The organism is Agromyces sp. GL_144 (assembly GCF_057834305.1).
Genome location: NZ_CM174399.1, coordinates 3,945,867 through 3,971,644 on the forward strand (window position 1 = coordinate 3,945,867; position 25,778 = coordinate 3,971,644).

The window sequence follows — 25,778 nt, forward strand, 5'->3', positions numbered from 1 at the left end:
CCGGCACGGGGGATGGTCCGCGCCCGCTGTCCGGATGCTTCGCTCGCACACGGACAGTGCGCCCATGCTGCCGCGCGACAGGCGGGGCGTGCGGGGTTCGCCGTTCGTCGTCGCTGAACGGCGTGCATCCTGCGACGAACGGTTGGAAGGCGTCGACGGACGACGGCTACGCTTTCGAGCATGCCCGAGTCGATGCTGCTCGCCGCCGCCGCAGGCGTCGTCGCGGGCGCGCTCGCGCTCGGGGTCGTTCTTCTGCTGCGCCGGCTCGTGCTCTCGCAGCGCGAACTCGGCACCGACGCCGAGCAGGCGACGTACCAGACGCTGCACCTCGCCAGCCGCGCCGCGAAGCATGTTCGCGGCGGGCTCGACGGGGTCGATGCCGCCCGCGCCGGCCGCTCTCTGCGGGCGCTGCTCGGCTGCGAGAGCCTGGCGATCGTCGACCTCGCGGGCCACGTCACGGTCGAGGGCGACGAGGCCGTGCGCCGCATCGCGGCCGAACTCGCCGAGACGGCCTGCTCCACGGGAAAGCCGCAGGTGCAGCGCCGGCTCGCGATCGGGGCGCACGGCGCGCACGGGTCGCGCGGGGCGCACGGGGCGCACGGGTCGCGCGGTGCGCGGGGATCGCACGAGACGCACGAGACCGACGCCGTCGCCGCGCCGATCCTCGCCGACGGGCGCCCGGTCGGAGCGATCGTCGCATTCTCGGCACCCGTGCGGGCAGGCCTCATCCGCGCCACGGGCGAGGTCGCCTCGTGGGTCGCGTCGCAGGTCGAGCTCGGCGAACTCGACGCCTCGCGTGCGGCGCTCGCCGAGGCCGAGGTGCGCGCCCTGCGCGCGCAGATCAGCCCGCATTTTATCTACAACGCGCTCAACGCGATCGCGTCGTTCATCAACACCGACCCGGCGAAGGCCCGCGATCTCGTGCTCGAGTTCGCCGACTTCACCCGCTACTCGTTCCGCCGGCACGGCGACTTCACCACGGTGGCCGAAGAGCTGCGCTCGATCGACAGCTACCTCGAGCTCGAGCGCGCCCGATTCGGCGCCCGGCTGACGGTCACGCTGCAGGTCGCGCCCGAGGTGCTGTCGACGGTCGTGCCGTTCCTCTCCATCCAGCCGCTCGTCGAGAACGCCGTGCGCCACGGCCTCGAGTCGAAGGAGGGCGGTGGGCGCATCACGATCACCGCGGCCGACTCCGGGGCCTTCGCCGAGATCACGGTCGAGGACGACGGCGTGGGCATCGACCCCGTGGTGCTCGAGGAGGTGCTCGCCGGCGCCGCGACGGGCGAGCACGTGGGGCTCCGTAACGTCGACGCCAGACTGCGGCAGGTCTACGGCGACGAGCACGGCCTCGTGGTCGAGACGAACCTCGGCGCGGGCACGCTCGTGCGCATGCGGGTGCCGAAGGCGCACCCCGGACCCAACCCGAACGCCGGCCCGACCTCGGGACCGGCCATCACCAGAGACGGGAGCCCGAGCCGATGATCTCCGTGCTCATCGCCGACGACGAACAGCCCGCGATCGACGAGCTCGCGTTCCTGCTCTCGCAGGATCCGCGCATCGGCACGGTGCACCAGGCCTCGTCGGGTTCCGAGGCCATCCGCCTGCTGACCCGCGAACCGGTCGACGCGGCCTTCCTCGACATCCACATGCCGGGCCTGAACGGCTTCGACCTCGCACGCGCGCTGCAGAGGTTCGAGCACCGCCCGGCCCTCGTCTTCGTGACCGCCGATGAAGAGGGCGCGCTCGAGGCCTTCGACCTCGCTGCCGTCGACTACCTCCTGAAGCCCGTGCGCACCGAGCGGCTGCAGCGCTCGGTGGGTCGCATCGTCGAGGCGATGAAGACGCCGTCGGCGCGCACCGGCCCGGTGCCCACGGTGACCGCGCCCGAGATGATCGCCGTCACGCTCGGCTCCACGACGCGCATGATCCGACGCGACGAGGTGCGCTACGTGCAGGCGCAGGGCGACTACGCGAGGCTGCACACCGAAGAGGCGAGCTATCTCGTGCGCGTGCCCATGGCCGACCTCGAGCGCCAGTGGGCCGACGCCGGCTTCGTGCGCGTGCACCGCTCCTACCTCGTCTCGCTCGCGCACCTCTCGCGCATCCGTCTGGGCGCCGACCGACCGAGCGTCACGGTCGCGGGCGCCGAGCTCCCGGTCAGCCGCCGCCTGCTGCCCGCCCTGCGCGAACGCCTCGAATCGGCGACCCTGCGACCCCGCCCATGAGCGATCGAGCGGATGCCTCGGGCCGACCGGAGGAACCACCGTCGACGGATGCCACGACACGGCCTGACGGGCCACGGTCGACGGATGCCGGCGGTCGCGCGGGCCCGAAGGACCGTATCGAGACCCCGGAGGCGGGTGAAGGCCTCGATACGGGCGCTGCGCGCCCTACGCGACCGACCGAAGCCCCGCGGGCGCGGGTGCGCGTCACCGCTCCGAGGACCGGCGGAGTCGCGGCATCCGCTCGGTCACTGCCCGCCCGCGAGGGCGCGTCGAGCGAGCCGGCGAGCGTGTACGTGCGGTCGCTCATCCGTTCGCAACTGCGGCTCGGCGTGACGTACGCGCTCGGATTCGTGGGTGCGACGGCCGTGTTCGTGCTCGCGATCGCGCTGACGCCGGTGCTCGAGGAGACGTTCGTGTGGGGCGTGCCGCTCTCGTGGCTGCTGCTCGCGGTGGGCGTGTACCCGCTCGCGATCACGGTCGGCGTGCTCTACGCGCGCGCCGCCGCGCGCAACGAGGCCAGGTACCGGGCGCTCACGGAGGCGCCGTGAACGCCGCGATCAGCTACGCCGCGATCGCCGCGGTCGCACTCGCCTCCGCGTTGATCGGGTTCTACGGGCTGCGCGTCTCGCGCACCACGAGCGACTTCTACGTGGCCTCGCGCACCGTGCGGCCCTGGTGGAACGCGTCGGCGATCGGCGGCGAGTACCTCTCGGCGGCGAGCTTCCTCGGCATCGCGGGGCTCATCCTCACGAACGGCTCCTCGGGGCTGTGGTTCCCGATCGGGTACACCGCCGGATACCTCATGCTGCTGCTCTTCGTGGCGGCGCCGCTGCGGCGCTCGGGCGCGTACACGATCCCCGACTTCACCGAGGCGCGCCTCGAGTCGCGGGCGGCCCGGCTCGTGACCAGCACGCTCGTGATCGTCATCGGGTGGTTCTACATCGTGCCGCAGCTGCAGGGCGCGGCCCTCGCGGTGCGCATCACGACGGGCCTTCCGTCGTGGGCGGGTTCCCTCGCGGTCGCCGTCATCGTCTCGGTCGTCGTGGCCGCCGGCGGCATGCGCTCGATCACGTTCGTGCAGGCGTTCCAGTTCTGGCTGAAACTCACGGCCGTCGCCGTGCCGGCCGTGGTGCTGCTCATCTTCGTGGGCGGCGTGGAGCCGGCACTGCCGCCGGTGCAGGCGTTCCCGGCCTCGGCCGGGCCGGGCGATCAGGACGTCTTCCGCACCGTCTCGCTCATGGTGGCGCTGCTCTTCGGCACGCTCGGGCTGCCGCATGTGCTCGTGCGGTTCTACACGAACCCCGACGGCGCCGCCGCCCGGCGCACGACCGTGCTCGTGCTCATGCTGCTCTCGGTGTTCTACCTGTTCCCGACGATCCTGGGCTTCCTCGGCCGTGCGTTCGCACCGGACCTCGTGGGCACCGGCGACGCCGACGCGCTCGTGCTCGTGCTGCCCGACCGGCTCGTGCCGGGCTGGATGGGCGACCTGCTCACCGCCCTCGTCATCGCCGGCGCGTTCGCGGCGTTCCTGTCGACCTCGTCGGGGCTCGTCGTCTCCCTCGCGGGCGTCATCAGCCAAGACCTGCTGGGCGGAAGCGTGCGCGGATTCCGCATCGCCGCGATCGCCTCCTCGTTCGTGCCGCTGATCGTCGCCCTCGCGACCGACTCGACCGGGCTCGCCGGAAGCGTCGGGCTGGTGTTCGCGTTCACGGCATCGACGCTCTGCCCGATGCTGCTCCTCGGCATCTGGTGGCGCGGCCTCACCGCACGCGGCGCGATCGCCGGCATGCTCACGGGGGCCGTGCTGTCGGGCGTCGCGATCCTCGGCGGCGGCGTCATCTCGGCGTCGGCGCCCGGCATCCGCCCGTTCCTCGAACAGCCGGCCGCGTGGACCGTGCCGCTGGCACTGCTCGTCACCGTGCTCACCTCGCGGGCCGATCGGCGCCGGCGGCCGCGCGGCGTCGATGCGTTCTTCACGCGACTGCACGCGCCCGAGCCGGTCGGTCGGGTGGTGCCGCCCGCCTGAGCGGTCACGGCTTCGAGGGGCGGATGCCTCGTGGCCGGCGTTGCAGGTTCGGTGAACGCGAGCGAATGCGACGAGTGCGCGCTACCCCGGTGCGCTCGCTCGTCGCATTCGCTCGCGTTCGGGCGGGCATGTGGAGAACTTCCTGCTCGGCCCGCCTGTGGAGGACGAGTCGGGGTGAAAAGCCCTGTTGAAGGAGGGTTTCGTGTCATGTTGAATGTCGGTGGGTGATGGCAGGGTTGATGGTATGGCAGGCATCCAAGACGCGCTCGAGCAGGTTCGCTCGGCCCTCGCCGCCGCGCTCGAACCCTCGGCAGCGCGCGGCCTGGGCGATGACGAGCTCCTCCTCGCGACGGGTGCGCTCGAACGGGTCGGGCGTCTGCTCGACGCGCATCGTGCGGTCTTCGCCGGTGAGGTCGCCGAACGCTCCCGCACTGAGCTCGGCGGGCAACGACTCTCCGCCCGCCGGGGGTGCCGCTCCGCGGCAGAACTGCTCGAACGCGTCACCCAGGTCGCCGGCGCCGAAGCACGGCGACGCATCACGGTCGGGTCGGCGACCCGGGCGGGCACCGGCCTGACCGGGCAGCCCACACCGGCCCCGCACCCGCAGGTCGCGGCCGCCCTCACCGCGGGTGAGATCGGTGTCGATGCCGCGGTCACGATCATCCGCGAGCTCGGCCGCACCCGCACGGTCGCCGACCCGGCACGGCTCGAGGTCGCCGAACGAGAACTCGTCGCGCAAGCACTCGGTGCCGGTGATGGCGCGCCGGTGCGGTGCACGGCCGACGAGGTGGCGGTGCAGGCGCGGGCGTGGGCGGCCTTCCTCGACCAAGACGGCCCAGAACCCGACGACGAACGCGCGATGCGCCGGCGCGGGTTCCGTCTCGGGCGGGCCCGCGACGGCCTGGTCACCGTGACCGGCGACCTGCTCCCCGAAGTCGCCGCGAAACTGACCCGCCTCCTCGACGCGCACCTCTCCCCCCGCAGCGGCGGCGGGTTCCTCACCGACACCGAGCGCGCCCAACTCGCCGTCCAGGCCGAGACCCGCACCCCCGAGCAGCAACGCCACGACGTACTCGCGGCGATCATCGACACCGCCGCCCGCTCCGGCGAACACCCCACCATCGGCGGCGCACCCCCGACCGTGCTCGTCAGCGTCCGCGCCTCCGACCTCGAAACCTCCCACGGCGCAGCGCACGCCGACGGCATCCCGCTGCCCATCTCGCTCCGCGCCGCACGACACATGATCTGCACCGGCGGCATCCAGACCGTCACACTCGACGAGGCCGGCCGCATCCTCGCCCTCGGCTCACCCGAACGCTGCTTCACCCCGCACCAACGCCGCGCGATCACCCTCCGCGACGGCGGATGCCTCATCCCCGGCTGCACCGTCCCCGCAGCGTGGTGCGAGATCCACCACGTCATCCCCGACACCGACGGCGGCCCCACCCACACCGACAACGGCGTCATGCTCTGCTGGTTCCACCACCGCAGCATCGACACCTCAGGCTGGAAGATCCGCATGCGTCACGGCGTCCCCGAGATCCGCCCACCCGCATGGCTCGACCCCGACGCCACCTGGCGCACCGCGACGACCTCACCCACCCGACTCGCCAACCTCCTCGACGACCGACTCGACGACCGCCGCAACGACCGATTCAACGACCGCCGCAACGACCTCCGCAACCGCCCCGACGAACGCTACGAGCCACCCGAACGCGCGTCAGCCTGACCGCAAGCGAGACGGCTGGCGTGCGGAAGACGGCTCGACTGCGGACTCGGCCGAATGCACCGACACCCAGCACATGTGCTCGCGCCGCCCGAATGCGCGACGATCCGAGGCTGGCTCGATCGCAGGTGCCGCCTCGATTGCTGAACCAGCGAGCGCTGAGGCAGCCGCGAGCGGCTCTGAGGCCAGGCCGGACGGCGGATACCCCTGGGTGAGCGCGGGTATGCGGTGCAGCGACCGAGTTCGGCGCTGAGAAGCGCGCGACTAGACTTCCCCGGTGCTTGTCGCCGTCGCCCTCTCCGTGCTCGTGGGCGCCTTCGCACAGCGGGTCACCGGCATGGGATTCGCGCTCGTCGCGTCGCCGGCGCTCGTCATCTTGCTCGGCCCGTTCGACGGCGTCATCGTCGTGAACCTCTGCGCGGTCGTCTCCTCGCTCATCATCCTGCCCAGGGTGTGGCGGTTCATCGAATGGCGCCGATTCCTGCTGCTCGTCGCGCCCGCGCTCGTGGGCACCGCCGTCGGGGCGTACATCGCCGCCCACGTGCCCGGTGCTCCGCTGCAGGTCGTGATCGGCGCCCTCGTCATCGCGGCGCTCACGGTCACGCTGGTCGTGACCGGCGCCGAGCACACGGCCCACGGATGGCCGCCGGCGGTCGTCGCCGGCGGAGCCTCGGGCGTCATGAACGCGGCCGCCGGGGTCGGCGGCCCAGCGCTCAGCGTCTACGCGGTCGCCACGAGGTGGTCGCAGGCCGGCTTCGCCGCGACCGCGCAACCGTACTTCGTCGCGATCGGCACGGCATCGCTCGTGCTCAAGCTCGCGCAGACCGGGTGGGTGATCCCCGAACTGCAACCCGGAGCCTGGCCGATCGTCGTCGGCGCCCTCCTCGGCGGACTCGTCATCGGCGAAGTGCTGCACCGGCGCATTCCGCACCACATGGCGCGCATGGCCGTGATCGCCATCGCCTACCTCGGCGGGGCGGCTGCGCTCATCGACGGCGCCCTCGAGGTCTGGGGTTAGTCACGCACGGAGGCCGCGTCGCGGTCGTTCGAGGCGTCCTTCATGCGCACGGCGAACAGCGCCACGGACAGCGCCACGACCGGGGCGATGAGCAATGCGACGCGCAACGAGGTGGCGTCCGCGAGGGCACCGATGACCGGCGGCGCCATGAGTCCGACACGCGTCACGACCGAGGCGATCGTGAGTCCCGCGCCGGCACGAAGGCCGGGGGCCTCGTCGGCGGCGTGCATCGCCAGGGGGATCATGGTGGCGATGCCGAGCCCGACCAGGCTGAACCCGATCAGGGAGGCCCAGAGCGTCGCGACGGCGATCGCAAGGAGCATTCCCGCGGCCGCGGACACCGCTCCCGCCGCGAGGACCCGCCTGGCGCCGAACCGGTCGACCGCGCCATCGCCGAGCAGCCGCCCCGTGGTCAGCGCGACCATGAAGACGATGAAGGAGATGCCGGAATTGGCCTCGGCGACGCCGACGATGTCGACGAGGTAGATGCCGCCCCACGTCGACACGGTGTCCTCGAGCATCGCCCCGGCGATGCCGATCCACAGGATGACGAGGAAGGGTCGCAACGCGAATCGCACCGACGCCCCACGAGACGACTCGGCCTCCGAGGATGCATCGGCACGCGGCATCCGGAGCAGAGGGGCGATCGCGACCGAGGCGAGAGCGATGACGACGCCCGTGACCTGGAACTGCAGGCTCACGGCGACGCCGCTCGCCGCGGCGATCGTCGCCGCCACGCCCCCCGCGATCGCGCCGATGCTCCAGATGCCGTGCAGCCCGCTGATCACCGAGCGCCCCATCGCGCGTTGCACCCCCAGGCCGTGCGCGTTGTTCGCGATGTCGCCGGTGGAGTCGAGCACCCCTGCGGTGAACAGCAGGATCGCGAGCGACCAGGCATCGGACGCGAACGACATCACGACGAGGTTGACGCCGAGCAGCGCGGAGGACGCGACGGCTGCAGGAGCCGAGCCGATGCCGCGCACGAGCCGCCCCGCGATGAGGCCCGCCGCCAATGCCCCGACCGGGCCCGCGGCGATGACAAGCCCGAGCACGGCGTTGTCGATCGAGAACGCCTCGCGGAAGTTCACGTACCGGGGCACGACCGAGGCGAACGCCACCGCGTTGATGAAGAACAGGATTCCGACGCCCCAGCGAACGCGCGTGAGCGTCGGTTGGGAGACCGCGGTCACGGGGCGAATTCGATCGGCGCGTCCCGCCGGGCGGCGAGGCGCGCCTCGAGACCGGCGCGCACCGTGGGCCACTCGTCGATGACGATCGAGTAGATCGCGCTGTCGCGCCAGCTGCCGTCGGCACGGCGCTTGTCGCGGCGCGCGATGCCCTCGAACTGCGCCCCGAGCCGCAGGATCGCCGCGCGGGAGCGTTCGTTGAGGTTGTCGGCCTGCAGCTTGACCCGGCCGAACCCGTGGTCGAAGGCGAGCCCGAGCAGCAGCAGCTTCGCCTCGACGTTCACGCCCGCGCCCCACACGCGCGGGTCGTACCCGGTCCAGCCGATATGCCCCGACTCGTTCGGCAGATCGAGGTCGCCGAGCTTCGTGGCACCCACGACGCGGCCGTCATGCGCTCCCCCGTGCAGGCGAACCGTCCACGGCAGGGCGTCGGCTGCGCCCGAGTAGTACCGCAGGGCGAATCGCTCGAACTCGGCGTCGTCGCCGGGCAGGCCCGCCGGACCGCCGCCGTACCCTCCGGCGAACACCTCGGGCCGACGCAGGGCGACGGCGAGGTCCGAGACATCCGCGGACTGGAACGGCGTGAGGCGGATGAAGCGGCCGATGAGCGGCTCGGCGGGCGGGAGACGGGCGGTCACCCGTCGAGTCTGGCACGGGCGATCGGATGCCTCGTGCACACGTCGGCGCGGACCCCGAGCAACGGCCCGGCCCAGCCCGGCCCGGCCCGGCCCGGCCACGCACCCTACCCTCCCCCGAGGCGGATGCGTAGGCTGGTCGCGACGGCGATCACGCCGGAACAGACGGCGATGACGCCGGAACAGGGGGAACGACATGGCCGGATTCGACGACCTCGCGAAGCAGGCGGGCGATTTCATCGAGCAGAACAAGGACAAGATCCAGGAGGTGCTCAAGAGCGAGCAGGCCGAGGACATCAGCGACAAGCTGCTCGACGGCGTCGGCGAAGCCGTGAAGAAGGTCGCTCCGAAGGAGCACCACGGCACGGTCGACGACGTGAAGGCCAACATCGACAAGGCCGTCGGCAACCAATAGCGGCCGGCCGATCGACGAACGACGCCCCGCCCGGATGATCCGGACGGGGCGTCGTCTCGTTCACGCGATCCGCGCCGTGGCGGTCGCTACACCTCGCGGCGACGGCGGCGCCAGGCGACGAGCAGGAACCCGGCCCCGATCGCGACGAGCACGCCGGCGGCCGCGATCCAGGCGAGCACCAGCGCGCCGTCGACGCCGGTCGCCGGCGGTGCCGGCGCGAACTCGTTGTCGACCGTGATCTTCACCGTCTCGTCGGCGCCGACCACGACCGGGGTGTCCTCGGTCGCACTCACGGTGACCGCGACCGCACCGCCGGCGTCGGTCTCGACCGCCCAGCACTCGGTGCCGATCGGCAGGTCGGTGAGCGTCACCGTCTCGCCCGCCGTGATCTGCACCGGCTCGGCATCGAACGCGACGTACGGGTCGTTGCCCTCGCCACGGTCGAGCGTGCAGGTCACGGCGATCACGAACGTCTTGCCGTTCGCCTGATCGGTCGCGCCGCTCACCGTCTTCTCGAGGGCGACCGAGCCCTCCTCGAAGGTGTTCGTCGCGGTGATGTTCAGCGTCTGCGGCTCGTCCTCGATGTCGATGATCGCGGCGTTGTCGTACGAGTCGAAGTCGATCGTGCTGGCGGTCGCGCCCGCGACATCCGTCTCCGCACCGAAGCAGTGCGTGCGGTACGGGAGCTTCACCGGGTCTCCGTCGTCCTGCAGGACCGTGACCGTCTCACCGGCCGTGACCTGCACCGGGCCGTCGAAGACGGTCACGAGCGTGCCGGCGACGTCGAGCTGGCAGGTGACCTGAACCGTGAAGACCGCGTCGAGCACGTACGCCTCGTCGGCCGCCGACCCGTCGACGTCCTTCGTGATCTCGATCGTGCCGAGCGAGAAGACGTTGAGGAAGCCCGCCGTGACGACCGTCTCGACGCCGTCCTCCTCCTGGTCGGTGATCGTCACCGTGACCGGCGGCGGTGTGCGATCGGCGTTGGCGTCATCGGTCTCGGTGACGACGCAGACGGCGCCGACCGGGATGCCGGTGATCGTCTCGCTCAGGAACGGCCCGTCGGTGCCGTCACCGGTCACGACGAGTTCCTGGTCGACGACCGTCTGGTCGGCGTAGGTGCAGACCACGCCGAAGACGAACGGCCCGTTCGAGAACACCGGCACGCCCGGCCCGGCGACCGCCTTCAGCACGTTCAGCGCCCCAGTGCGGAAGTCGTTGGTCACGGTCACCTGTGCCGGCTCGTCGGCCTCGTCGTCGCCGACGACGAACGTCGGATCGGTGTCCGGCGTCACGGTCGACTCGGTCGCCTCGCCGTCGTCGATCTCGGTCACGGTGCAGGATGCCCCGGTCGGGAGGTTCTCGACGACCCACACGTCGCCCGGTGCATCCTTCGTGAGCACGTGCGTGTCGACGTAGACGACGTTGGGGTCGGCTGCGGGGAGCGTGCAGAGGAGCCGCACCTCGAAGTCGCCGAACGTGCCGCCCCACGCATCCGCCCCGGTGCCGGTCACGTCCTTCGTGATGGCGACCGATCCGACGGTGAACGCGTTGGTCACCGCGACGGTGGTCACGACGGCGCCCTCCGCGTCGGGGAGCAGCGTGAAGGTGGCCTCGGATGCCTCGCCGAGGTCGGTCTCCTCGCCGTCCTGCGTGAGCACGATCGACGTCGACGCCCCGCCCTGGTCGGTCTCGGTGACGGTGCACTCGCTGCCCGCGGGCAACGTGTCATAGGTCTGCTCGTCGCCGTCGCTGAGCTCGAACGACTCGTCGAGCACGGTCTCGCCCTGGAACTCGCAGGTCGCCGTGAACGAGAACACCGTGTCGTACTCGATCGGGTCGCCGCCCGCGTTCTCGGCTCCGCCGTTGTCGACGTCCTTCGTCACGGTGAACCCGGCGTCGGGGAACACGTTCGTCACGGTGATCGTGGCCGGAGTCCCGCCTTCGGGGCCGACCACGATCGGGTCGTCCTCCGTGGCGCTGATCACGATGTCGTAGGCACCCTGACCGTCGGGCTCCTCGGCCCAGCATTCGGTGCCGACGGGAACCGAGTAGAGCGTGATGACCTCGCCGCCCTGCAACTCGACCGGCTCCTGGTCGTAGATCACGATCGGCGGGTTGCCCGCTCCGCGGTCGAGCGTGCACGTCACGAGGATCTCGAAGGTCACGCCCTCGGCGTGGTCGGGGTTGCCGTCGAGCTCCTTCTCGATCGAGACATTGCTCAGGTCGAACGTGTTCGTCGCCGTGATCTCGAGCGCCTGCGGGTCGTCGCTGTCGGATGCCACGACGATCACCGAGTTCTCGAACGAGTCGAAGTCCACCGACGACGCGGTCGCCCCGGCGTCGTCCGTCTCCTCGCCCCAGCAGTGCGTGCCCAGCGGCAGCAGCAGCGGCTCGCCGGTGTCGGGATCGAGCACCGTGACGGTCTCGCCACCGGTCACCTCGACGTCGCCGTCAAACAGCGGTTCGCCGTCGGCGGTGAGCGCACAGGTCACGTGCACGGTGTACGTCGCGTCGATGACCTCGGGGATCTCCGCCCCCGTGCCGTCGAGATCCTTCGTCACCGAGATCGTGCCCGCGCTGAACGGGTTCACGAAGTCCACGTCGATGACCTGGGGCGCGCCCTGGTCGTCCACGTCGAGGATCTCCACCGTGACCGGATCGGGCGTGGCATCCGCCCCGCCGTCGTTCTCCTCGACGACCTCGCAGGAGCTGCCGACCGGCAGGCCCGTGACCGCCTCGGAGACGAGCGGGCCGGCCGTGCCGTCACCCGTGATGGTGAGCGTGCCCTCGCCGACGATCTCGTCCTGGTAGGTGCAGGTGTAGTCGAAGACGAAGTCGACGCCGTCGGTGAACTCGGTGCCGGGGCCGGTGATGTTCTTCTGGATCTGGAAGCCGCCGACCCGGAAGTCGTTGACGACCGTGATCGCGATGGGCTCGTCACCATTGCTGGTGTCGCCGATCACGGTTTCAGCGCTCGGGTCGAACGAGACCTGCGTGGCCCCGCCGTCGTCCGTCTCGGAGACCGTGCAGTCGGCGCCGGTCGGCAGGTTGCCGACGTTCCAGACCTCGCCGTCGGAGATCGTAAACGTGTCGTCGTAGATCGTGTCGGGGTCGGCCGCGTCGAGCGTGCAGACCAGCCGCAGCTCGAAGTCCTCGGGCGCCCAGTCCTCGGCGCCGGCGCCGGTCACGGACTTCGTGATCGCGAGCCCGCCGACCGTGAACGCGTTCGTCACCGCAACCGTCGTCACGGTCGCGCCCTCGGAGTTCGGCAGGAGTGTGAAGGTCGCATCGGATGCCTCGCCGAGATCGGTCTCGACGTCGCCCTGCGTGAGCACGATCGAGGCCGTGGCCCCATCGGACGGCTCCTCGGTGACGGTGCACTCGCTGCCGGCCGGAAGTCCGTCGAAGGCCTGCTCGCCCTCGTCGGTCAACACGAACGACTCGTCGAGCACGGTATCGCCCTGGAACTCGCAGGTCGCGGTGAACGAGAACTCGGTCTCGTACTGGATGGGCTGGTCGTCCTGGTCGACGGCATCCGTCTCGACGTCCTTCGTCACGACGAAGCCGGCGTCGGGGAAGTCGTTCGTCACCGTGATCGTGACCGGGTCCTCGTCGAGGCCGGTGACCTCGATCGGGTTGTCGGCCGTCGCGCTGATCGTGATGTCGTACGCGCCCTGCCCGTCGGGCTCCTCGGCGTAGCAGTCGGAGCCGACCGGGATGTCATCGAGCGTCGCCGACTGGCCGCCCTCGATCGTGACGGGCTCCTGGTCGTAGATCACGACCGGGTCGTTGCCGTCGCCGCGGTCGAACGTGCACGTCACGAGGATCGTGAACGTCACGCCCGCCGCGTGGTCGGGGTTGCCGTCGAGCGCCTTCTCGACCACGAGCTCGCCGTAGTCGAACGTGTTCGTCGCGGTGATCTCGAGCGCCTGCGTGTCGTCCGTCTCGGTCGGGATGACGATCGCCGCGTTGTCGAACGAGTCGAAGTCGACCGACGAATCGGTCGCGCCCGCGGCATCCGTCTCCTCACCCCAGCAATGCGTGTCGCCCGGCAGCAGCAGCGGCTCGCCCGTCTCGGGGTCGAGCACGGTCGTCGTCTCACCGCCGATCACCTCGACGTCGCCGTCGAACAGCGGGTCGCCGTCTTCGGTGAGCGCGCAGGTCACGTGCACGGTGTAGGTCGCGCCCGCGATCTCGGGAATCTCGGATGCCTCGCCGTCGACGACCTTCGTCACGGCGATCGTGCCCGCGCTGTAGCGGTTCTCGAGCGCGGCCGTGCCGACCTGGGCGACGCCGTCGGCCTCGTCGGGGATCGTCACGGTCACCGGCGGCGGCGTGATGTCGGCGCCACCGTCGTTCGTCTCGGTGATGACGCACTCGGTGCCGACCGGCAGGCCCGTCACCGGATCCGACACGAGCGGACCGGCGGTGCCGTCGCCGGTGATCGACAGCTCGCCCGAGCCCGCGTCGCCGAGGTCGATGTCCTCGTTCGTGCAGGTGTAGGCGAAGACGAAGAGCACGTCCTCGCTGAACCCGACTCCGGGGCCGGCGATCGTCTTCTCGACCTGGAACCCGCCCACGCGGAAGTCGTTCACGAGCGAGACCGGCACGGCGACGGTCGGCGGTTCGACCTCGGTGTCGGTGTCGTTCACGACGATCGGGTCGGGCGTGACGATCGTCTGGGTCGCACCGCCGTCATCGGTCTCGGTGACCTCGCAGGATGCCCCGGTGGGCAGGTTCGGGATCGTCACGGTCTGGCCGTCGACGATCTCGAAGGTGTCGTCGTAGACCGGATTGGTCGTGGCCTGATCCCACTCGCAGACGACCTGCACGGTGAACGACTCGGGCGCCCAGGCGTCTGCGCCCGCGCCGGTGACGTCCTTCGTGATGGCGATGGCGCCGACCGTGTAGGTGTTGGTGACGGCGAGGGCAGTCAGGTGGGTGCCGTCCTCCTCGTCGGGCAGGATCGTGAAGTCGACGGAGTCCTCGACGGGGTCGCCCGCCACGCCGTCTTCGGTGACCACGATCGTGCTCGTCGTCGCACCCGCGGCATCCGTCTCGGTCACGGTGCAGTCCGCGCCGACCGGCAGCGGAGCGAAGTCCTTCGTCTCGCCCTCGGTGAGCGTGAAGGTGCGGTCGGCCTCGGGCACGACGTCTTCACCGAGCCACAGGCACTGGGCGGTGAACTCGAACGTTGGGTCGAACTCGATCGCGTTTCCGTCCTGATCGACCGGGGTGCTGCGCTCGACCTCCTTCGTGATCGAGAACCCGCCGATCTGGTAGGTGTTCGTGACCTGCAGCGTCACCTCGTCGACCGGATCGGGCGGGAACGGGTGGTGGATGTCCGTGCGACCGGTGAGATCACGGGTCGCGATGACCTCGCCCGACCGATCGCCGGTTCCCTCGGGGTCGTACGTGACCGTCGAACCCTGCGCGAAGAGCTCGGAGACCGTGCAACTGCCGAACAGCGGCAGGTTGGTCTCGGGGCCGATCTGCACAAGCGAGCCGTCGGCCGGCACGGTCGCGGGCGACACTGGGTCACCGGCGGTGTCGACGAGGTCGACGTCTTCACCGACCGACTCGCACTGCACGTCGAACTCGTACGAGTCGGGCAGCGGGAACGGCCAGCTGTCGGGCGCCACCTGCGACTTCTGCAGCTGCACCACGCCCGTGGGGTACGCGACGCCGGCACGGACCGGCTCGACCGGACCCTGATACGTCTGGACGCCCTCGAACGTGGAGCGCGATCCTGCGGCGACCGAGTTCCACGCGATGGGCAGGCCGCCGTCGAAGGCGTCGGGAACGTAGCCGGGCGTCTGGGTCTGGAAGGTGACCTCACCGCTCGCGCCAGGCGCCAAGCCGTCGCCCGGCGAGTAGGTCACGACCATCTTCAGCGCGCGGGCCTGCGCCAGCTGGTCCTTCGGGGTGGCCGGACCGAATGGGATCCACGCTCGGGTCGAGACATCCGCGAAGCAGGGATCGCTCTCGGGAATGGGGGTGCCGAGCGTGCTGTACTGGATGTCGGCTGCATTGCAGGCCTGGTTGGGCACCGTCGTCATGTAGTACGGCACCGCGAACTCGATGCTGTCGCGCACCCCGAGGTTGCCGATGAAGACCGGAGCCCACTGCGACCCGCGCGGCGAGCCGACGACGACACCCGTGTCGCCGACGGCCGGCAGCACGTCGATGCCGCCGATCGCGTCGGCCGGAATGTTGCCGCGGTTGGTGAAGGTCAGCCGCCACTGCTCGATGCCGCCGGGGCGGGTGATCGGCACGCACTGGTTGACGTAGTAGCCGCCGCCGGCGTTCGGCGTCGCGCAGTTCGCCGCCGACGGGTTCGCCGCGGTGTTCAGCACGCCGAGATCGTCGAAGTTGGGATCGGTGGGGTCGACCCCCGGCACGCCCGCGCCCATGCCCTTGACCGACTTCGTGATGCCGATCGGAGCTGCAGCGGCCGGAGTGACCGTGGTATCCGCCGCGCAGTCCGAGACGTTCTCGGTGTTCGGCGCCGCGACGTTGTTCGAGGTGTACTCGCAGGTCTCGAAGTCACGGTCGCTCGTCGCGCCGATCGTGTTGCCGACCGGCGTTCCGGGCGGCAGGCCCGGACGGAAGATGAGGTGCGCCTGGATCACGAGCACGTCGCCGGGGTTGAACACGAAGCCGTCGGGAACCGTGATGGTCACGACGCCCGTGGTCTCGTCGAGTTCGCCGGTGAAGCCGTCGACCGGCAGTGCGTTGCCGGCCGAATCCGTCAGGGCGAACTCGAACACGGGGTCGGCCTCGGGAGCCGCGACGAGCAACGAGCCTGAGGCATCCGTGGCGACCTGGTCGGTCAGCTCGAGCCCGGTCATCGCCCACTGGCCCGTGTTCGTGACGCGCATCGCGTACGGGATCGCGGCGGCCGGCGGGAACTGCTGCGAAGCGCCCCCGCCCGAGCCGTTGCCCGGCGACTTCTCGACCTTGATCGCGTTCACCCGGTGCAGCAACTGCGTGTCGTCGCCGGCACTCGCGTCGGCCTCCCACGTCGCGCCGTCGGGGTTCTCCCACGAACCGATGCCGTGCACGTCGACGGTGTCGCTCGTAGTGCCCTGCACGGTCTCTCCTGGAGCCGTCTCGAGCCCCGGGAGCGTGGACGGTACGGGGGAGCTGTCGACCTCGCCGTTCGGGCCGAGGTGCAGGTTCTCCAGCCGGTCGGCCACGAACTTCACCGAGACGATCGGATTGCGCGGCGACTCCCAGTTCGACCCCGCGGCGTCGCGGCGGACGTCGAACCGAAGACCGCGCACGTCACCCGGGTCGCCGACCCCGGACGGCAGCACCGGCGTCACCACGTTGGACGCGGCATCCTGCCAGTCGCCGACGACCCAGCACTCGGTGAGGTCGGTGTCGCCGTCGCAGGTCTGGCTGAGCGTGTTCGTGCCCGCGTCGTACGCGTACTCGACGCCGACGAGCGCGGAGACGCGGAGCTGGCCGATGCCCGACGGCAGCGTCGTCGCCGGGAAGGAGGCGAACTCGAACGCGTTCCAGAAGGTCGTGGCGTCGTCGGTGAGGGTCAACTGGGTCGTGCGAACATTGCCCGTGGGCTGGCCGCCGAGGGTGATCGTGTAGCCGTCGGGCGATTCGTCTTCATACCGCGAGGCCGGGTCGATGCTCTTGCCCGCGAGCACGTCGTACGTCGCGTCGGCAAACGTCAACCCGTCGTCGGCGGTCGCATACGCCTCGTCGAGCTCGGGATCGCCGCCGGGTCGCGACGCACCCGCGGACGCGACGTTGTTCACCGTGTCGTCGATCGTCGGCCGCACTCCGGGCTGATCGCGCAGGAACTCGCGCAGCTGGTACGTGAGCTTGACGGAGGTCGTCTCCTCGCTCTCGATCGAGACGCCGTCGGGATCGGTGTGCACGACGCTGAACCCGATGACGTCCTCCAGCTCGTCGGAGGTCAGCGCGAGCGCCTCGGCGATGGTGTACTCGTCGGTGCCACCGCCGTCACGGGTGAGCGTGACGGTCGACACCGTCGCCGCGGCCGGCACGCTGATCACGTCGATGCTGTACAGGTTGAGGTAGGTGTACGTCGTCGTCTCGGCCGGCGGCGGAGTCGGCGGGGTCGGCGTCGCGGCCGGGTCGTCGAGGCGGAGCACTTCGACGTTCGCCTCGGTCTGGTTGACGGCCGTCATGGTGGCCGAGACGAGCGGATAGTCCACCTGATCGGCGCTCTCGGGCGGAATCGGCAGGCTGTCCTGATCGAATGCCTTGGTCACCGACGTGTTGATCACGGTGTCGAGGATCGTGATGTCGTCCGAATCCTCGCTGGTGATCGGCACCGGGCCGTCGCCGGCGACCTCGACCGTGTTCGTGACCACGCCGTTCATGCCCGAGTTGTAGGGCTCTTCGTGCAGGCTCCCGACCACCGGCCCGCCGTCGCTGCGCTTGGTCTGCCGGAGCTGGAAGGTCAGGTCGACGTTGCGGTCGAAGTCGTCGGATGCCGCGACCCCGCTGCCGACCGCCGGGCCCGAACCCGCACCGCGGTGGGAGCCCTCGGCGTAGGTGAGGCGCACGGCGCGCGTCGACGCCTGCTGGTCCTCGTTCAGCTCGTACCGCGGGAACCCGCCGTCGCACGCGGTTCCGGTGGTGTCGGCCGCGCCGCAGACCACGGCGGTGATGTCGACCCAGGCGTCGACCGTGTCGTCGTAGAGCTCGACGGCCGAGATGCGGTCGTACTGCATCTGCGGATCGAGGTCGGCATTGATCTCATCGATCGCCGCGAGGTTCCATGCATCGAAGACCGAGGCGCCGATGTTCGAGAAGTCGTCTCCGGACGTCGGGTCGTCGGTGATGGCGACCGTGTCGAACGGCACCCCCTGGGTCGCCCACGAGATGCGGGCCGTGCGCTGGTCGTCGCTGAAGGCGTTGACGGTGTCGTCGAGCCACGCCTTCTCGACGAGGTCCACGCCCTCGCCGTCGTCGATGGGGTTGACGTTGATCGTGTCGCCATCGGTCGCCGTGTTGTCTTCAGGGGAGGTGTCGTCGGGATTGGTGACGGTCGACGACGCCGTGTTGTTCACGACGAGCGGGTCCTGTGCCTCGGCGGCCTCCTGCACGCTGCCCGAGCCGTCGCGGAACTGGTCGCGGGTGACGACCGAGATCGTCGGGGCGACCTGGAAGCCCGGCGGGAGGGTCTCGCCCTCCTTCGGCGTGTAGACGAAGCGGATGCCCTCGATGTCGTCGGCGAGGGCGGGGTCGATCGGGTACGTCGTGTTCGGCGACGCCCCCTCGATCGGGCCCTCGAGCGTCTGCCACTGCTCGCCGTCCCAGTACTCGATCGTGAGATCGGCGTTCGCGGGCACGCCCACGGTGACCTGCGAGAGGTTGAAGGTGTTCCAGAACAGCGACGGCGGGTCGCCGGGCTGCGGGTCGGCGGGGTCGCTGATCACGAAGGTGTCGGCGCCGACGGTCGAGGCGTTCTCGCCCTCGTCGTTGACGGACGCCAGGAACGTGACGTTGGTGGAGCTTCCGGGAATGTCCCAGACGTCGCTGCGCACGATGTTCTTGTCGATCACCGTCGAGACGCGCACCGGCTGCCGGGTCAGGTCGGCGGAGTCGTCGTCGAAACCGGTCTGCCCGGTCGAATCCGTGACGGTCGAGGTCGTGTCGTTGGGGCTGACGACGTCGAACTGCCCGTCGACCGCCTGCGCGGTCACGTCGAATGGCAGCTCCGCCGTCGAGTTCGGCAGGATCGGGCCCGTGAAGGTCACCGAAAAGCCCACGACATCGCCCGTCGGATCGGGGAGCGTGTCGGGCGTCGTGGTGTCGAGGGTCTCGCTGGTGCCGTCGGCGTACGTGTAGGTCACGGATGCGCCGGTGGCGTTCTGCGGCCATGCGATGTCACCGAAGCCGTCGAAGGTCAGGCCCTGATCGGCGAGGGTCGGCGACCCGGGCGTCGGCTCGTCGATCGTCATCGAGGTCACCGGCCTCGGACCGTTCGTGGAGTTGATCGTGGCGGTCGTCGATTCGCCCGCGAGCAGCGTCGGGTCGGCGAAGCTCTTCTCGACATCGACCGTCGGGCCCGTGTTGCTGATCACGACATCGCCGTCGGCGGTGTTCGCATCGGTCGGCACGTCATCGACCACGACGTTGGACGACGCGGTGTTCGGCACGTTCACGGACTGCCCGAGCGGGATGTCGAGCACGCTGTCGTTCGTCTGCGACGAGATATCGATCGTGCCCTCCTCACCCGGCGGCGTCGGCGGGATGCGTCCGGTGGAGGACGTGAACGTGAACCTCAGGCCCTTGACGTCGGACAGCGGATCGACGTCGGGAATGTCCGTGAAGTCGGTCGGGATCGGGCCGGTCGGGTACGCGACGACCCAGTTGCCGTCGGCGTCGAGGTACTCGATCTGCACCTGGTCGGCGCCCGGCGGCGGCGTGATCGAGGTGATGCCCGTGAAGTCGAGGTACGAGTCGAATGGGCTTGCGACGCCGTCGGCCGGATCCTGCACGACGATCGCGTCGACCGACTGGTTGGAGGCGTTGCCGCCGCCGATCGTGTAGTCGACGGGCTGATCGGGCAACGAGGGGACGCTCTGACCGTCGGCGACGTGATCGTCGACGGTCTTCACGACGGTCGAGTCGAGGTTGATGGGGATGTCGAGGTCGACCGTCGCCGCGGCATCCTTCGGCAGGGCGTTCTCTGCCGAAGCGGTCGCCGTGTTCGTGATCGCACCGTTGTAGTCGGCGCTCGCGTCCAGTGGCACCTGCACATACACCGTGATGCTCACCTGTTGGCCGGTGATGAGTCCGGTGCCCTCCGTGCCGTTCTCGTTGAAACCCACGGTGAAGTCGCTTCCATCGGTCGTGACCGTGCTCCCGGGGGTCGAGACGACGACCGGCTCCGGCACCGATGGATCGAAGATCAGGGGGGCGGGCAAGGAGTCGTTCACCTGCGCGCCGAGACAGACCTGCACGATCTGGCTGTTGCAGGTGAGGTTGATCGTGTAGCTGAACTGCTCGCCCGGCGCATACGGCGACGTGTCGGGCGGAGTGACCACCTTCGAGAACGTCGTGAACTCAGCGTCATCCGGAGCGGCGGCCGCCGGCAGCGCCGCCGGTGTCGCAAGACCCACGGTCAGAATGACCGCGCCGATTCCAGCCAGTACCCGACGAACGACCGACATCTACTGCTCCCCCAGCCCCCGCAGCCGAATGACTGCCACGGGCGCACGGTAGGTGAAGCACCCGTGTTCCCGACACTATCGGGGATGGTCGGCGCGACGGAAGGGGCGTTCCCAGCCGTCGTCCGCGCAACGATCGGCCCTGAACCCGTGCGGACGGAGCACATCGGGTGGTTCGAGGGGCCGCCCGTCAGCCGAGCAGGTCGTGCAGCTGCACGATCTCGTCGCGGCCGGGGCCGACGCCGATCGCCGAGATGCGCGAGCCGCTCATGGCCTCGAGCTCGCGCACGTAGGCCTGCGCGTTCGCGGGCAGATCGCCGAACTCGCGCGCGCCGGTGATGTCTTCGCTCCAGCCCGGGAACTCCTCGTAGATGGGCGTCGCGTGGTGGAAGTCGGACTGCGAGACGGGCACCTCGTCGAAGCGCTGCCCGTCGACGTCGTAGGCCACGGCCACGGGAATGCGCTCGAGGCCGGTGAGCACGTCGAGCTTGGTGAGCACGAAGTCGGTGACGCCGTTGATGCGCGAGGAGTACCGGGCGATCGGGGCGTCGTACCAGCCGGTGCGGCGGCGACGGCCCGTCGTGGTGCCGTACTCGTGCCCCTTGTCGCTGAGGAATTCGCCCCACTCGTCGAAGAGCTCGGTCGGGAACGGGCCCGCGCCGACGCGCGTCGTGTAGGCCTTGATGACGGCGATGACGCGGTCGATGCGGTTGGGCGCGATGCCCGAACCGGTGACGGCGCCGCCGCTCGTGGCGTTCGACGACGTCACGAACGGGTACGTGCCGTGGTCGACGTCGAGCATGGTCGCCTGGCCGCCCTCGAAGAGCACCGTCTCGTCGCGGTCGAGCGCCTGGTGCAGCAGCAGCGCCGTGTCGGTGACCATGGGGCGCAGCCGGTCGACGTAGCCGAGCATCTCGTCGACGACCTCGTCGACGCCGATGGCGCGACGGTTGTAGACCTTCACGAGCAGGTGGTTCTTCTGGTCGAGGGCGCCCTCGACCTTCTGGCGCAGGATGTTCTCGTCGAACAGGTCTTGCATGCGCAGGCCCACGCGGTTGATCTTGTCGGCGTAGGCCGGGCCGATGCCACGGCCGGTGGTGCCGATCTGGCGCTTGCCGAGGAACCGCTCGGTGACCTTGTCGAGCGTGCGGTGGTACTGCGTGATGAGGTGCGCGTTGGCGGAGATGCGCAGGCGCGAGACATCCACCCCGCGGCTGGAGAGCGCCTCGAGCTCCTCGAAGAGCACCTCGACGTCGACGACCACGCCGTTGCCGATGACCGGCGTGACCCCGGGGGTCAAGATGCCGGAGGGCAGCAGGTGCAGCGCGTACTTCTCGCTGCCGACGACGACCGTGTGCCCGGCGTTGTTGCCCCCGTTGAACTTGACGACGTAGTCGAGGCGCGGACCGAGCAGGTCGGTCGCCTTGCCCTTTCCCTCGTCGCCCCACTGTGCACCGATCAGGACGGCTGCGGGCATGTCAGTCCTCTCCTGCCGCGTCGAGCGCGACGGGTTCGGCGACGGGGTCGCCGGTGGTTGTTGCCGTGGCGGCGACCGGCTCGAGGAGCTGATCGGCCGTCACGATGGTGATGACCTGGGTGGGCGTGTACTCGGACGCGATGCGCGCCGGTGCCTCGGCGTCGGCACTCGAGAGCTCGTCGGCGAGCCGCGCGACCTGGGCGTCGAGCCCGAGCTGGGTCGCCGCGCGACGCTTGGCGTCGAGGGCGCGCAGGTAGGCGCGGTTCGGCTCGTCGGACCAGGGCACGGCTTCGCCCGCCTGCCATCCGGATGCCGCGAGCTGCTCCTGTGCGAGATCGACGGCGACGCTCGCATAGGCGTAGGCCTCGATGGCGTTGCCCTCGGAGTCGGCGTGATCGGCGAGCTCGGCCCACGCCAGCGGCGACGACGGATGCTCGGAGACGACCGATGCGACGCCCCCTCGATCGGCTGCGGCGAGCGCCTCGCGAACCTCGGGTTCGTCGATGAGACCGGCCTCGCGCTCAGATGCTGATTCGTCTGCAGTCACACTCAACCTTATCGCGGCGCCGGTTCGGCGCCCGGGCGGTCACGACGCGGGGTGACGCCGTCACGCGGCATCCGCCCCAAGTAGGCTGGTGGGCATGTCGAAAGTCCTCTCCAGCCTGCCCGTCGGCGAACGCGTCGGCATCGCCTTCTCCGGCGGCCTCGACACCTCGGTCGCGGTCGCGTGGATGCGTGAGAAGGGCGCGATCCCCTGCACGTACACAGCCGACCTCGGCCAGCCCGACGAGCCCGACGTCGAGGCCGTGCCCGATCGCGCCATCGAGTACGGCGCCGAGATCTCGCGCCTCGTCGACTGCCGCGCCGCACTCGTCGAAGAGGGGCTCGTCGCGCTGCAGTGCGGCGCGTTCCACATCCGCTCCGGCGGCAAGGCCTACTTCAACACGACCCCCCTCGGCCGCGCGGTCACGGGCACGCTGCTCGTGCGCGCGATGCTCGAAGACGGCGTCGACATCTGGGGCGACGGCTCGACCTACAAGGGCAACGACATCGAGCGGTTCTACCGCTACGGCCTCATGGCCAACCCGCGCCTGCGCATCTACAAGCCCTGGCTCGACGCGGACTTCGTCACCGAGCTCGGCGGCCGCGCCGAGATGAGCGAGTGGCTGCAGCAGCGCGACCTGCCCTACCGCGCCTCCGCCGAGAAGGCGTACTCGACCGACGCGAACATCTGGGGCGCCACGCACGAGGCGAAGGTGCTCGAAGAACTCGACGCCGGCATCACCACGGTCGAACCGATCATGGGCGTCAAGTTCTGGGATGAGAGCGTCGAGATCCCGACCGAAGACATCACCGTGCGCTTCGAGCAGGGCCGCCCGGTCGCGCTCAACGGCGTGGAGTTCGACGACGCGGTCGCCCTCGTGCTCGAGGCGAACGCCATCGGCGGCCGCCACGGACTCGGCATGAGCGATCAGATCGAGAACCGCATCATCGAGGCGAAGTCGCGCGGCATCTACGAGGCGCCGGGCATGGCGCTGCTGCACATCGCCTACGAGCGCCTGGTCAACGCGATCCACAACGAAGACACCATCGCGAACTACCACAACGAGGGCCGTCGCCTCGGCCGGCTCATGTACGAGGGCCGCTGGCTCGACCCGCAGTCGCTCATGCTGCGCGAGTCGATCGTGCGCTGGGTCGCCTCGGCCGTCACGGGCGAGGTCACGCTGCGCCTGCGCCGCGGCGACGACTACACGATCATGAACACGACGGGCCCGTCGCTCAGCTACCAGCCCGAGAAGCTCTCGATGGAGCGCGTCGGCGACCAGGCCTTCGGCCCGGAAGACCGCATCGGCCAGCTGACCATGCGCAACCTCGACATCGCCGACTCGCGCGCCCGCCTCGAGCAGTACGCCCACCTGAACCTCGTGGGCGGCGCGACCGCGGCGCTCGTCGGCGACCTCTCGGTCGGCGATGCGGCGGCGATCCTCGCCGGGCCGGCCGAGTCCGACCTCGAGGCCGCGACGGATGCCGCGAACGAGGCCTCGGCCTTCGACCTCGGCACCGACTGAGCGGGGCGACACCGCGAGCGCATGAGAAGGGCGGATGCCGCGGCATCCGCCCTTCCGCGCGTCCGGCGCACGTCGATGGGATACTCAGGCATCGCCTGCAGCCGGCCGCCCGGCTCCGATCCCGAGGAGAGCCGATGAGCCACGCAACGCCGACCGCCGTGAGATCCGGCCGATGAGCGCCGAGCTCGCCGGACTCATCGGCATCATCGCGGTCCTGATCGACCTGGCCATCCGCATCACGGCGCTCATCATCGTGCCGCGCGACCGCAAGCCGACGGCGGCCATGGCGTGGCTGCTGGCGATCTTCCTGATCCCGTTCGTGGGCATCATCCTGTTCCTGCTCATCGGCAACGTGAAGCTGTCGAAGCGGCGACGCGAGCGCCAGCTCGAGATCGACCGCATCCTCGAGCAGCGGGTCGACGAGCTCGAGCCCGCGACCGATTCCTCGACCTGGCCGACCTGGTTCCAGACCGTCGTCGAGCAGAACCGCCGTCTCGGCGCACTGCCCGCCGTGCACGCCGACTCGGCGCAGCTGTTCGGCGACTACGAGGGCGGCATCGAGGCGATGGCGGCCGACCTCGACACCGCCGAGCGGTACGTGCACGTCGAGTTCTACATCGCCGCGTTCGACGACACCACCAAGGGCTTCTTCGCCGCCATGGAGCGCGCGGTCCAGCGCGGCGTTACCGTGCGACTGCTGCTCGACCACGTGGCGTCCAAGCGCGTGAGCGTGCACGAGGCCACGTTCGCCGAGCTCGACCGCATCGGCGTGCAGTGGCACTTCCTGCTGCCGCTGAAGCCGGGCAAGGGTCGCTACGAACGCCCCGACCTGCGCAACCACCGCAAGCTCGTCGTCGTCGACGGGCGCGTCGCGTACACCGGGTCGCAGAACCTCATCGACCGCACCTATGACTCGCCGAAGAACATCAAGCGCGGGCTCAAGTGGCAAGAGCTCGTGGTGCGCACCACCGGGCCCGTCGTGCGCTCGATCGACGCCGTGTTCCGGTCCGACTGGTACGCCGAGACCGACGAGCTCGTCGACGACGCGAAGATCGCGGCCGTCGAACCGGCGGCGGCCGCGGGTGCGGCCGCCGAGTCGACGGTCGTCGCGGCGGGCGTCGAGACCGGCCGCGCCGAGACCTCCGTCGTCGAGGGCGCCCAGGTCGAGGCATCCGCGGGGCTCGTCTGCCAGGTCGTGCCGAGCGGGCCGTCGTACGAGACCGAGAACAACCTGCGGCTGTTCCTCTCGCTCGTGGCGTCGGCGCAGGAGCGAGTGATCATCACGAGTCCGTACTTCGTGCCCGACGAGGCGATGATCTACGCGATCACCTCAGCGAAGCTGCGCGGCCTCGACGTGCAGCTCTTCGTCTCGGAGCTCGGCGACCAGGGATCGGTGTGGCACGCGCAGCGCTCGTACTACGGCACGCTGCTGCGCGCCGGCGTGCGCATCTGGCTGTACCCGGCGCCGTACATCCTGCACGCGAAGCACCTCTCGATCGACGACGACGTCGCGGTCATCGGCTCGAGCAACATGGACATCCGCTCGTTCAACCTCAACTTCGAGATCTCGTTGCTCGTGCGCGGCGAGTCCTTCGTCGCCGACATGCGCGCAGTCGAGGCCGAGTACCGGCGCATCGGCCGCGAGCTCACGCTCGAGGAGTGGAGCAAGGAGCCGCTGTCGGCGACGTTCCTCGACGGGGTCGCGCGGCTCACGTCGGCGCTGCAGTAGGGGGATCGCGCGGTCCGGCGCGAGGCCGACGCCACATGTTTCCGTACGCACCGGGCGTTGCCGCCCGACAGGCGACATCGGGCGCAAACGGAAACCTCGG

General features: G+C 70.2%; 14 protein-coding genes. 9 read left to right on the forward strand and 5 right to left on the reverse strand.

All coding sequences use genetic code 11. The features are described from left to right. The first annotated feature begins 180 nt into the window (after positions 1-180). From AC3IPY_RS18190 to AC3IPY_RS18215, 6 genes are all read left to right on the forward strand, one after another. A complete protein-coding gene (locus AC3IPY_RS18190) occupies positions 181-1,482 on the forward strand; it encodes a histidine kinase (protein ID WP_489185683.1) in 1,302 nt (433 codons plus the stop codon). After that, on the forward strand, positions 1,479-2,225 hold the full coding sequence (locus AC3IPY_RS18195; protein WP_489185684.1) for a LytR/AlgR family response regulator transcription factor: 747 nt from the start codon (positions 1,479-1,481) through the stop codon (positions 2,223-2,225). The genes AC3IPY_RS18190 and AC3IPY_RS18195 overlap by 4 nt, the downstream gene beginning before the upstream one ends. A gap of 197 nt (positions 2,226-2,422) precedes the next feature. Further along, positions 2,423-2,773, forward strand: a complete 351-nt coding sequence (locus AC3IPY_RS18200) for a DUF485 domain-containing protein (RefSeq protein WP_489185685.1) — start codon at positions 2,423-2,425, stop codon at positions 2,771-2,773. Beyond that, positions 2,770-4,251 carry a sodium/solute symporter gene (locus tag AC3IPY_RS18205; RefSeq protein ID WP_489185686.1) on the forward strand — a complete coding sequence of 494 codons (1,482 nt, stop codon included), beginning with the start codon at positions 2,770-2,772 and terminating at the stop codon, positions 4,249-4,251. The genes AC3IPY_RS18200 and AC3IPY_RS18205 overlap by 4 nt, the downstream gene beginning before the upstream one ends. A 244-nt stretch (positions 4,252-4,495) precedes the next feature. Beyond that, the gene (locus AC3IPY_RS18210) at positions 4,496-5,980 is read left to right on the forward strand and encodes an HNH endonuclease signature motif containing protein (protein WP_489185687.1); all 1,485 of its coding nucleotides are present in this window, start codon (positions 4,496-4,498) and stop codon (positions 5,978-5,980) included. A gap of 274 nt (positions 5,981-6,254) precedes the next feature. Then, positions 6,255-6,995, forward strand: coding sequence for a sulfite exporter TauE/SafE family protein (locus AC3IPY_RS18215; protein ID WP_489185688.1), 741 nt, complete (start codon positions 6,255-6,257; stop codon positions 6,993-6,995). Here the strand turns inward: AC3IPY_RS18215 and AC3IPY_RS18220 are convergent. After that, a complete protein-coding gene (locus tag AC3IPY_RS18220; protein ID WP_489185689.1) occupies positions 6,992-8,185 on the reverse strand; it encodes an MFS transporter in 1,194 nt (397 codons plus the stop codon). The two genes, AC3IPY_RS18215 and AC3IPY_RS18220, sit on opposite strands and share 4 nt — an antisense overlap. After that, the gene (locus AC3IPY_RS18225; RefSeq protein ID WP_489185690.1) at positions 8,182-8,820 is read right to left on the reverse strand and encodes a GNAT family N-acetyltransferase; all 639 of its coding nucleotides are present in this window, start codon (positions 8,818-8,820) and stop codon (positions 8,182-8,184) included. Before AC3IPY_RS18225 ends, AC3IPY_RS18220 begins: the two co-directional genes overlap by 4 nt. A gap of 193 nt (positions 8,821-9,013) precedes the next feature. Here AC3IPY_RS18225 and AC3IPY_RS18230 point away from each other — a divergent pair, with 193 nt between their 5' ends. After that, the gene (locus AC3IPY_RS18230; RefSeq protein ID WP_489185691.1) at positions 9,014-9,232 is read left to right on the forward strand and encodes a hypothetical protein; all 219 of its coding nucleotides are present in this window, start codon (positions 9,014-9,016) and stop codon (positions 9,230-9,232) included. A gap of 86 nt (positions 9,233-9,318) precedes the next feature. On the opposite strand, the gene AC3IPY_RS18235 is transcribed toward AC3IPY_RS18230, so the two are convergent. The 3 genes from AC3IPY_RS18235 to AC3IPY_RS18245 all read right to left on the reverse strand — a co-directional run bounded on the left by AC3IPY_RS18235 (position 9,319) and on the right by AC3IPY_RS18245 (position 22,427). Further along, the gene (locus tag AC3IPY_RS18235) at positions 9,319-20,406 is read right to left on the reverse strand and encodes a DUF5979 domain-containing protein (protein WP_489185692.1); all 11,088 of its coding nucleotides are present in this window, start codon (positions 20,404-20,406) and stop codon (positions 9,319-9,321) included. A 187-nt stretch (positions 20,407-20,593) separates the two neighbouring features. Further along, positions 20,594-21,880, reverse strand: coding sequence for an adenylosuccinate synthase (locus AC3IPY_RS18240; protein WP_489185693.1), 1,287 nt, complete (start codon positions 21,878-21,880; stop codon positions 20,594-20,596). Between the two features lies 1 nt (position 21,881). Beyond that, entirely contained in the window at positions 21,882-22,427 is a 546-nt protein-coding gene (locus tag AC3IPY_RS18245) for a DUF3151 family protein (RefSeq protein WP_489185694.1), read from the reverse strand. Between the two features lie 94 nt (positions 22,428-22,521). Between AC3IPY_RS18245 and argG the strand changes: the two genes are divergently transcribed. Both argG and AC3IPY_RS18255 read left to right on the forward strand, forming a co-directional pair. Beyond that, positions 22,522-23,949 carry an argininosuccinate synthase gene (gene argG / locus AC3IPY_RS18250; RefSeq protein ID WP_489185695.1) on the forward strand — a complete coding sequence of 476 codons (1,428 nt, stop codon included), beginning with the start codon at positions 22,522-22,524 and terminating at the stop codon, positions 23,947-23,949. 172 nt (positions 23,950-24,121) lie between these two features. After that, positions 24,122-25,678 carry a phospholipase D-like domain-containing protein gene (locus AC3IPY_RS18255; protein WP_489185696.1) on the forward strand — a complete coding sequence of 519 codons (1,557 nt, stop codon included), beginning with the start codon at positions 24,122-24,124 and terminating at the stop codon, positions 25,676-25,678. Positions 25,679-25,778 lie beyond the last annotated feature (100 nt).

Bases quoted from the DNA above. Each gene is read 5' to 3' on its own strand.
- AC3IPY_RS18230 (WP_489185691.1), top strand. From the start codon at position 9,014: ATGGCCGGATTCGACGACCTCGCGAAGCAGGCGGGCGATTTCATCGAG.
- AC3IPY_RS18190 (WP_489185683.1), top strand. From the start codon at position 181: ATGCCCGAGTCGATGCTGCTCGCCGCCGCCGCAGGCGTCGTCGCGGGC.
- AC3IPY_RS18255 (WP_489185696.1), top strand. From the start codon at position 24,122: ATGAGCGCCGAGCTCGCCGGACTCATCGGCATCATCGCGGTCCTGATC.
- AC3IPY_RS18240 (WP_489185693.1), bottom strand. From the start codon at position 21,880: ATGCCCGCAGCCGTCCTGATCGGTGCACAGTGGGGCGACGAGGGAAAG.
- AC3IPY_RS18210 (WP_489185687.1), top strand. From the start codon at position 4,496: ATGGCAGGCATCCAAGACGCGCTCGAGCAGGTTCGCTCGGCCCTCGCC.
- AC3IPY_RS18195 (WP_489185684.1), top strand. From the start codon at position 1,479: ATGATCTCCGTGCTCATCGCCGACGACGAACAGCCCGCGATCGACGAG.
- argG (WP_489185695.1), top strand. From the start codon at position 22,522: ATGTCGAAAGTCCTCTCCAGCCTGCCCGTCGGCGAACGCGTCGGCATC.
- AC3IPY_RS18235 (WP_489185692.1), bottom strand. From the start codon at position 20,406: ATGTCGGTCGTTCGTCGGGTACTGGCTGGAATCGGCGCGGTCATTCTG.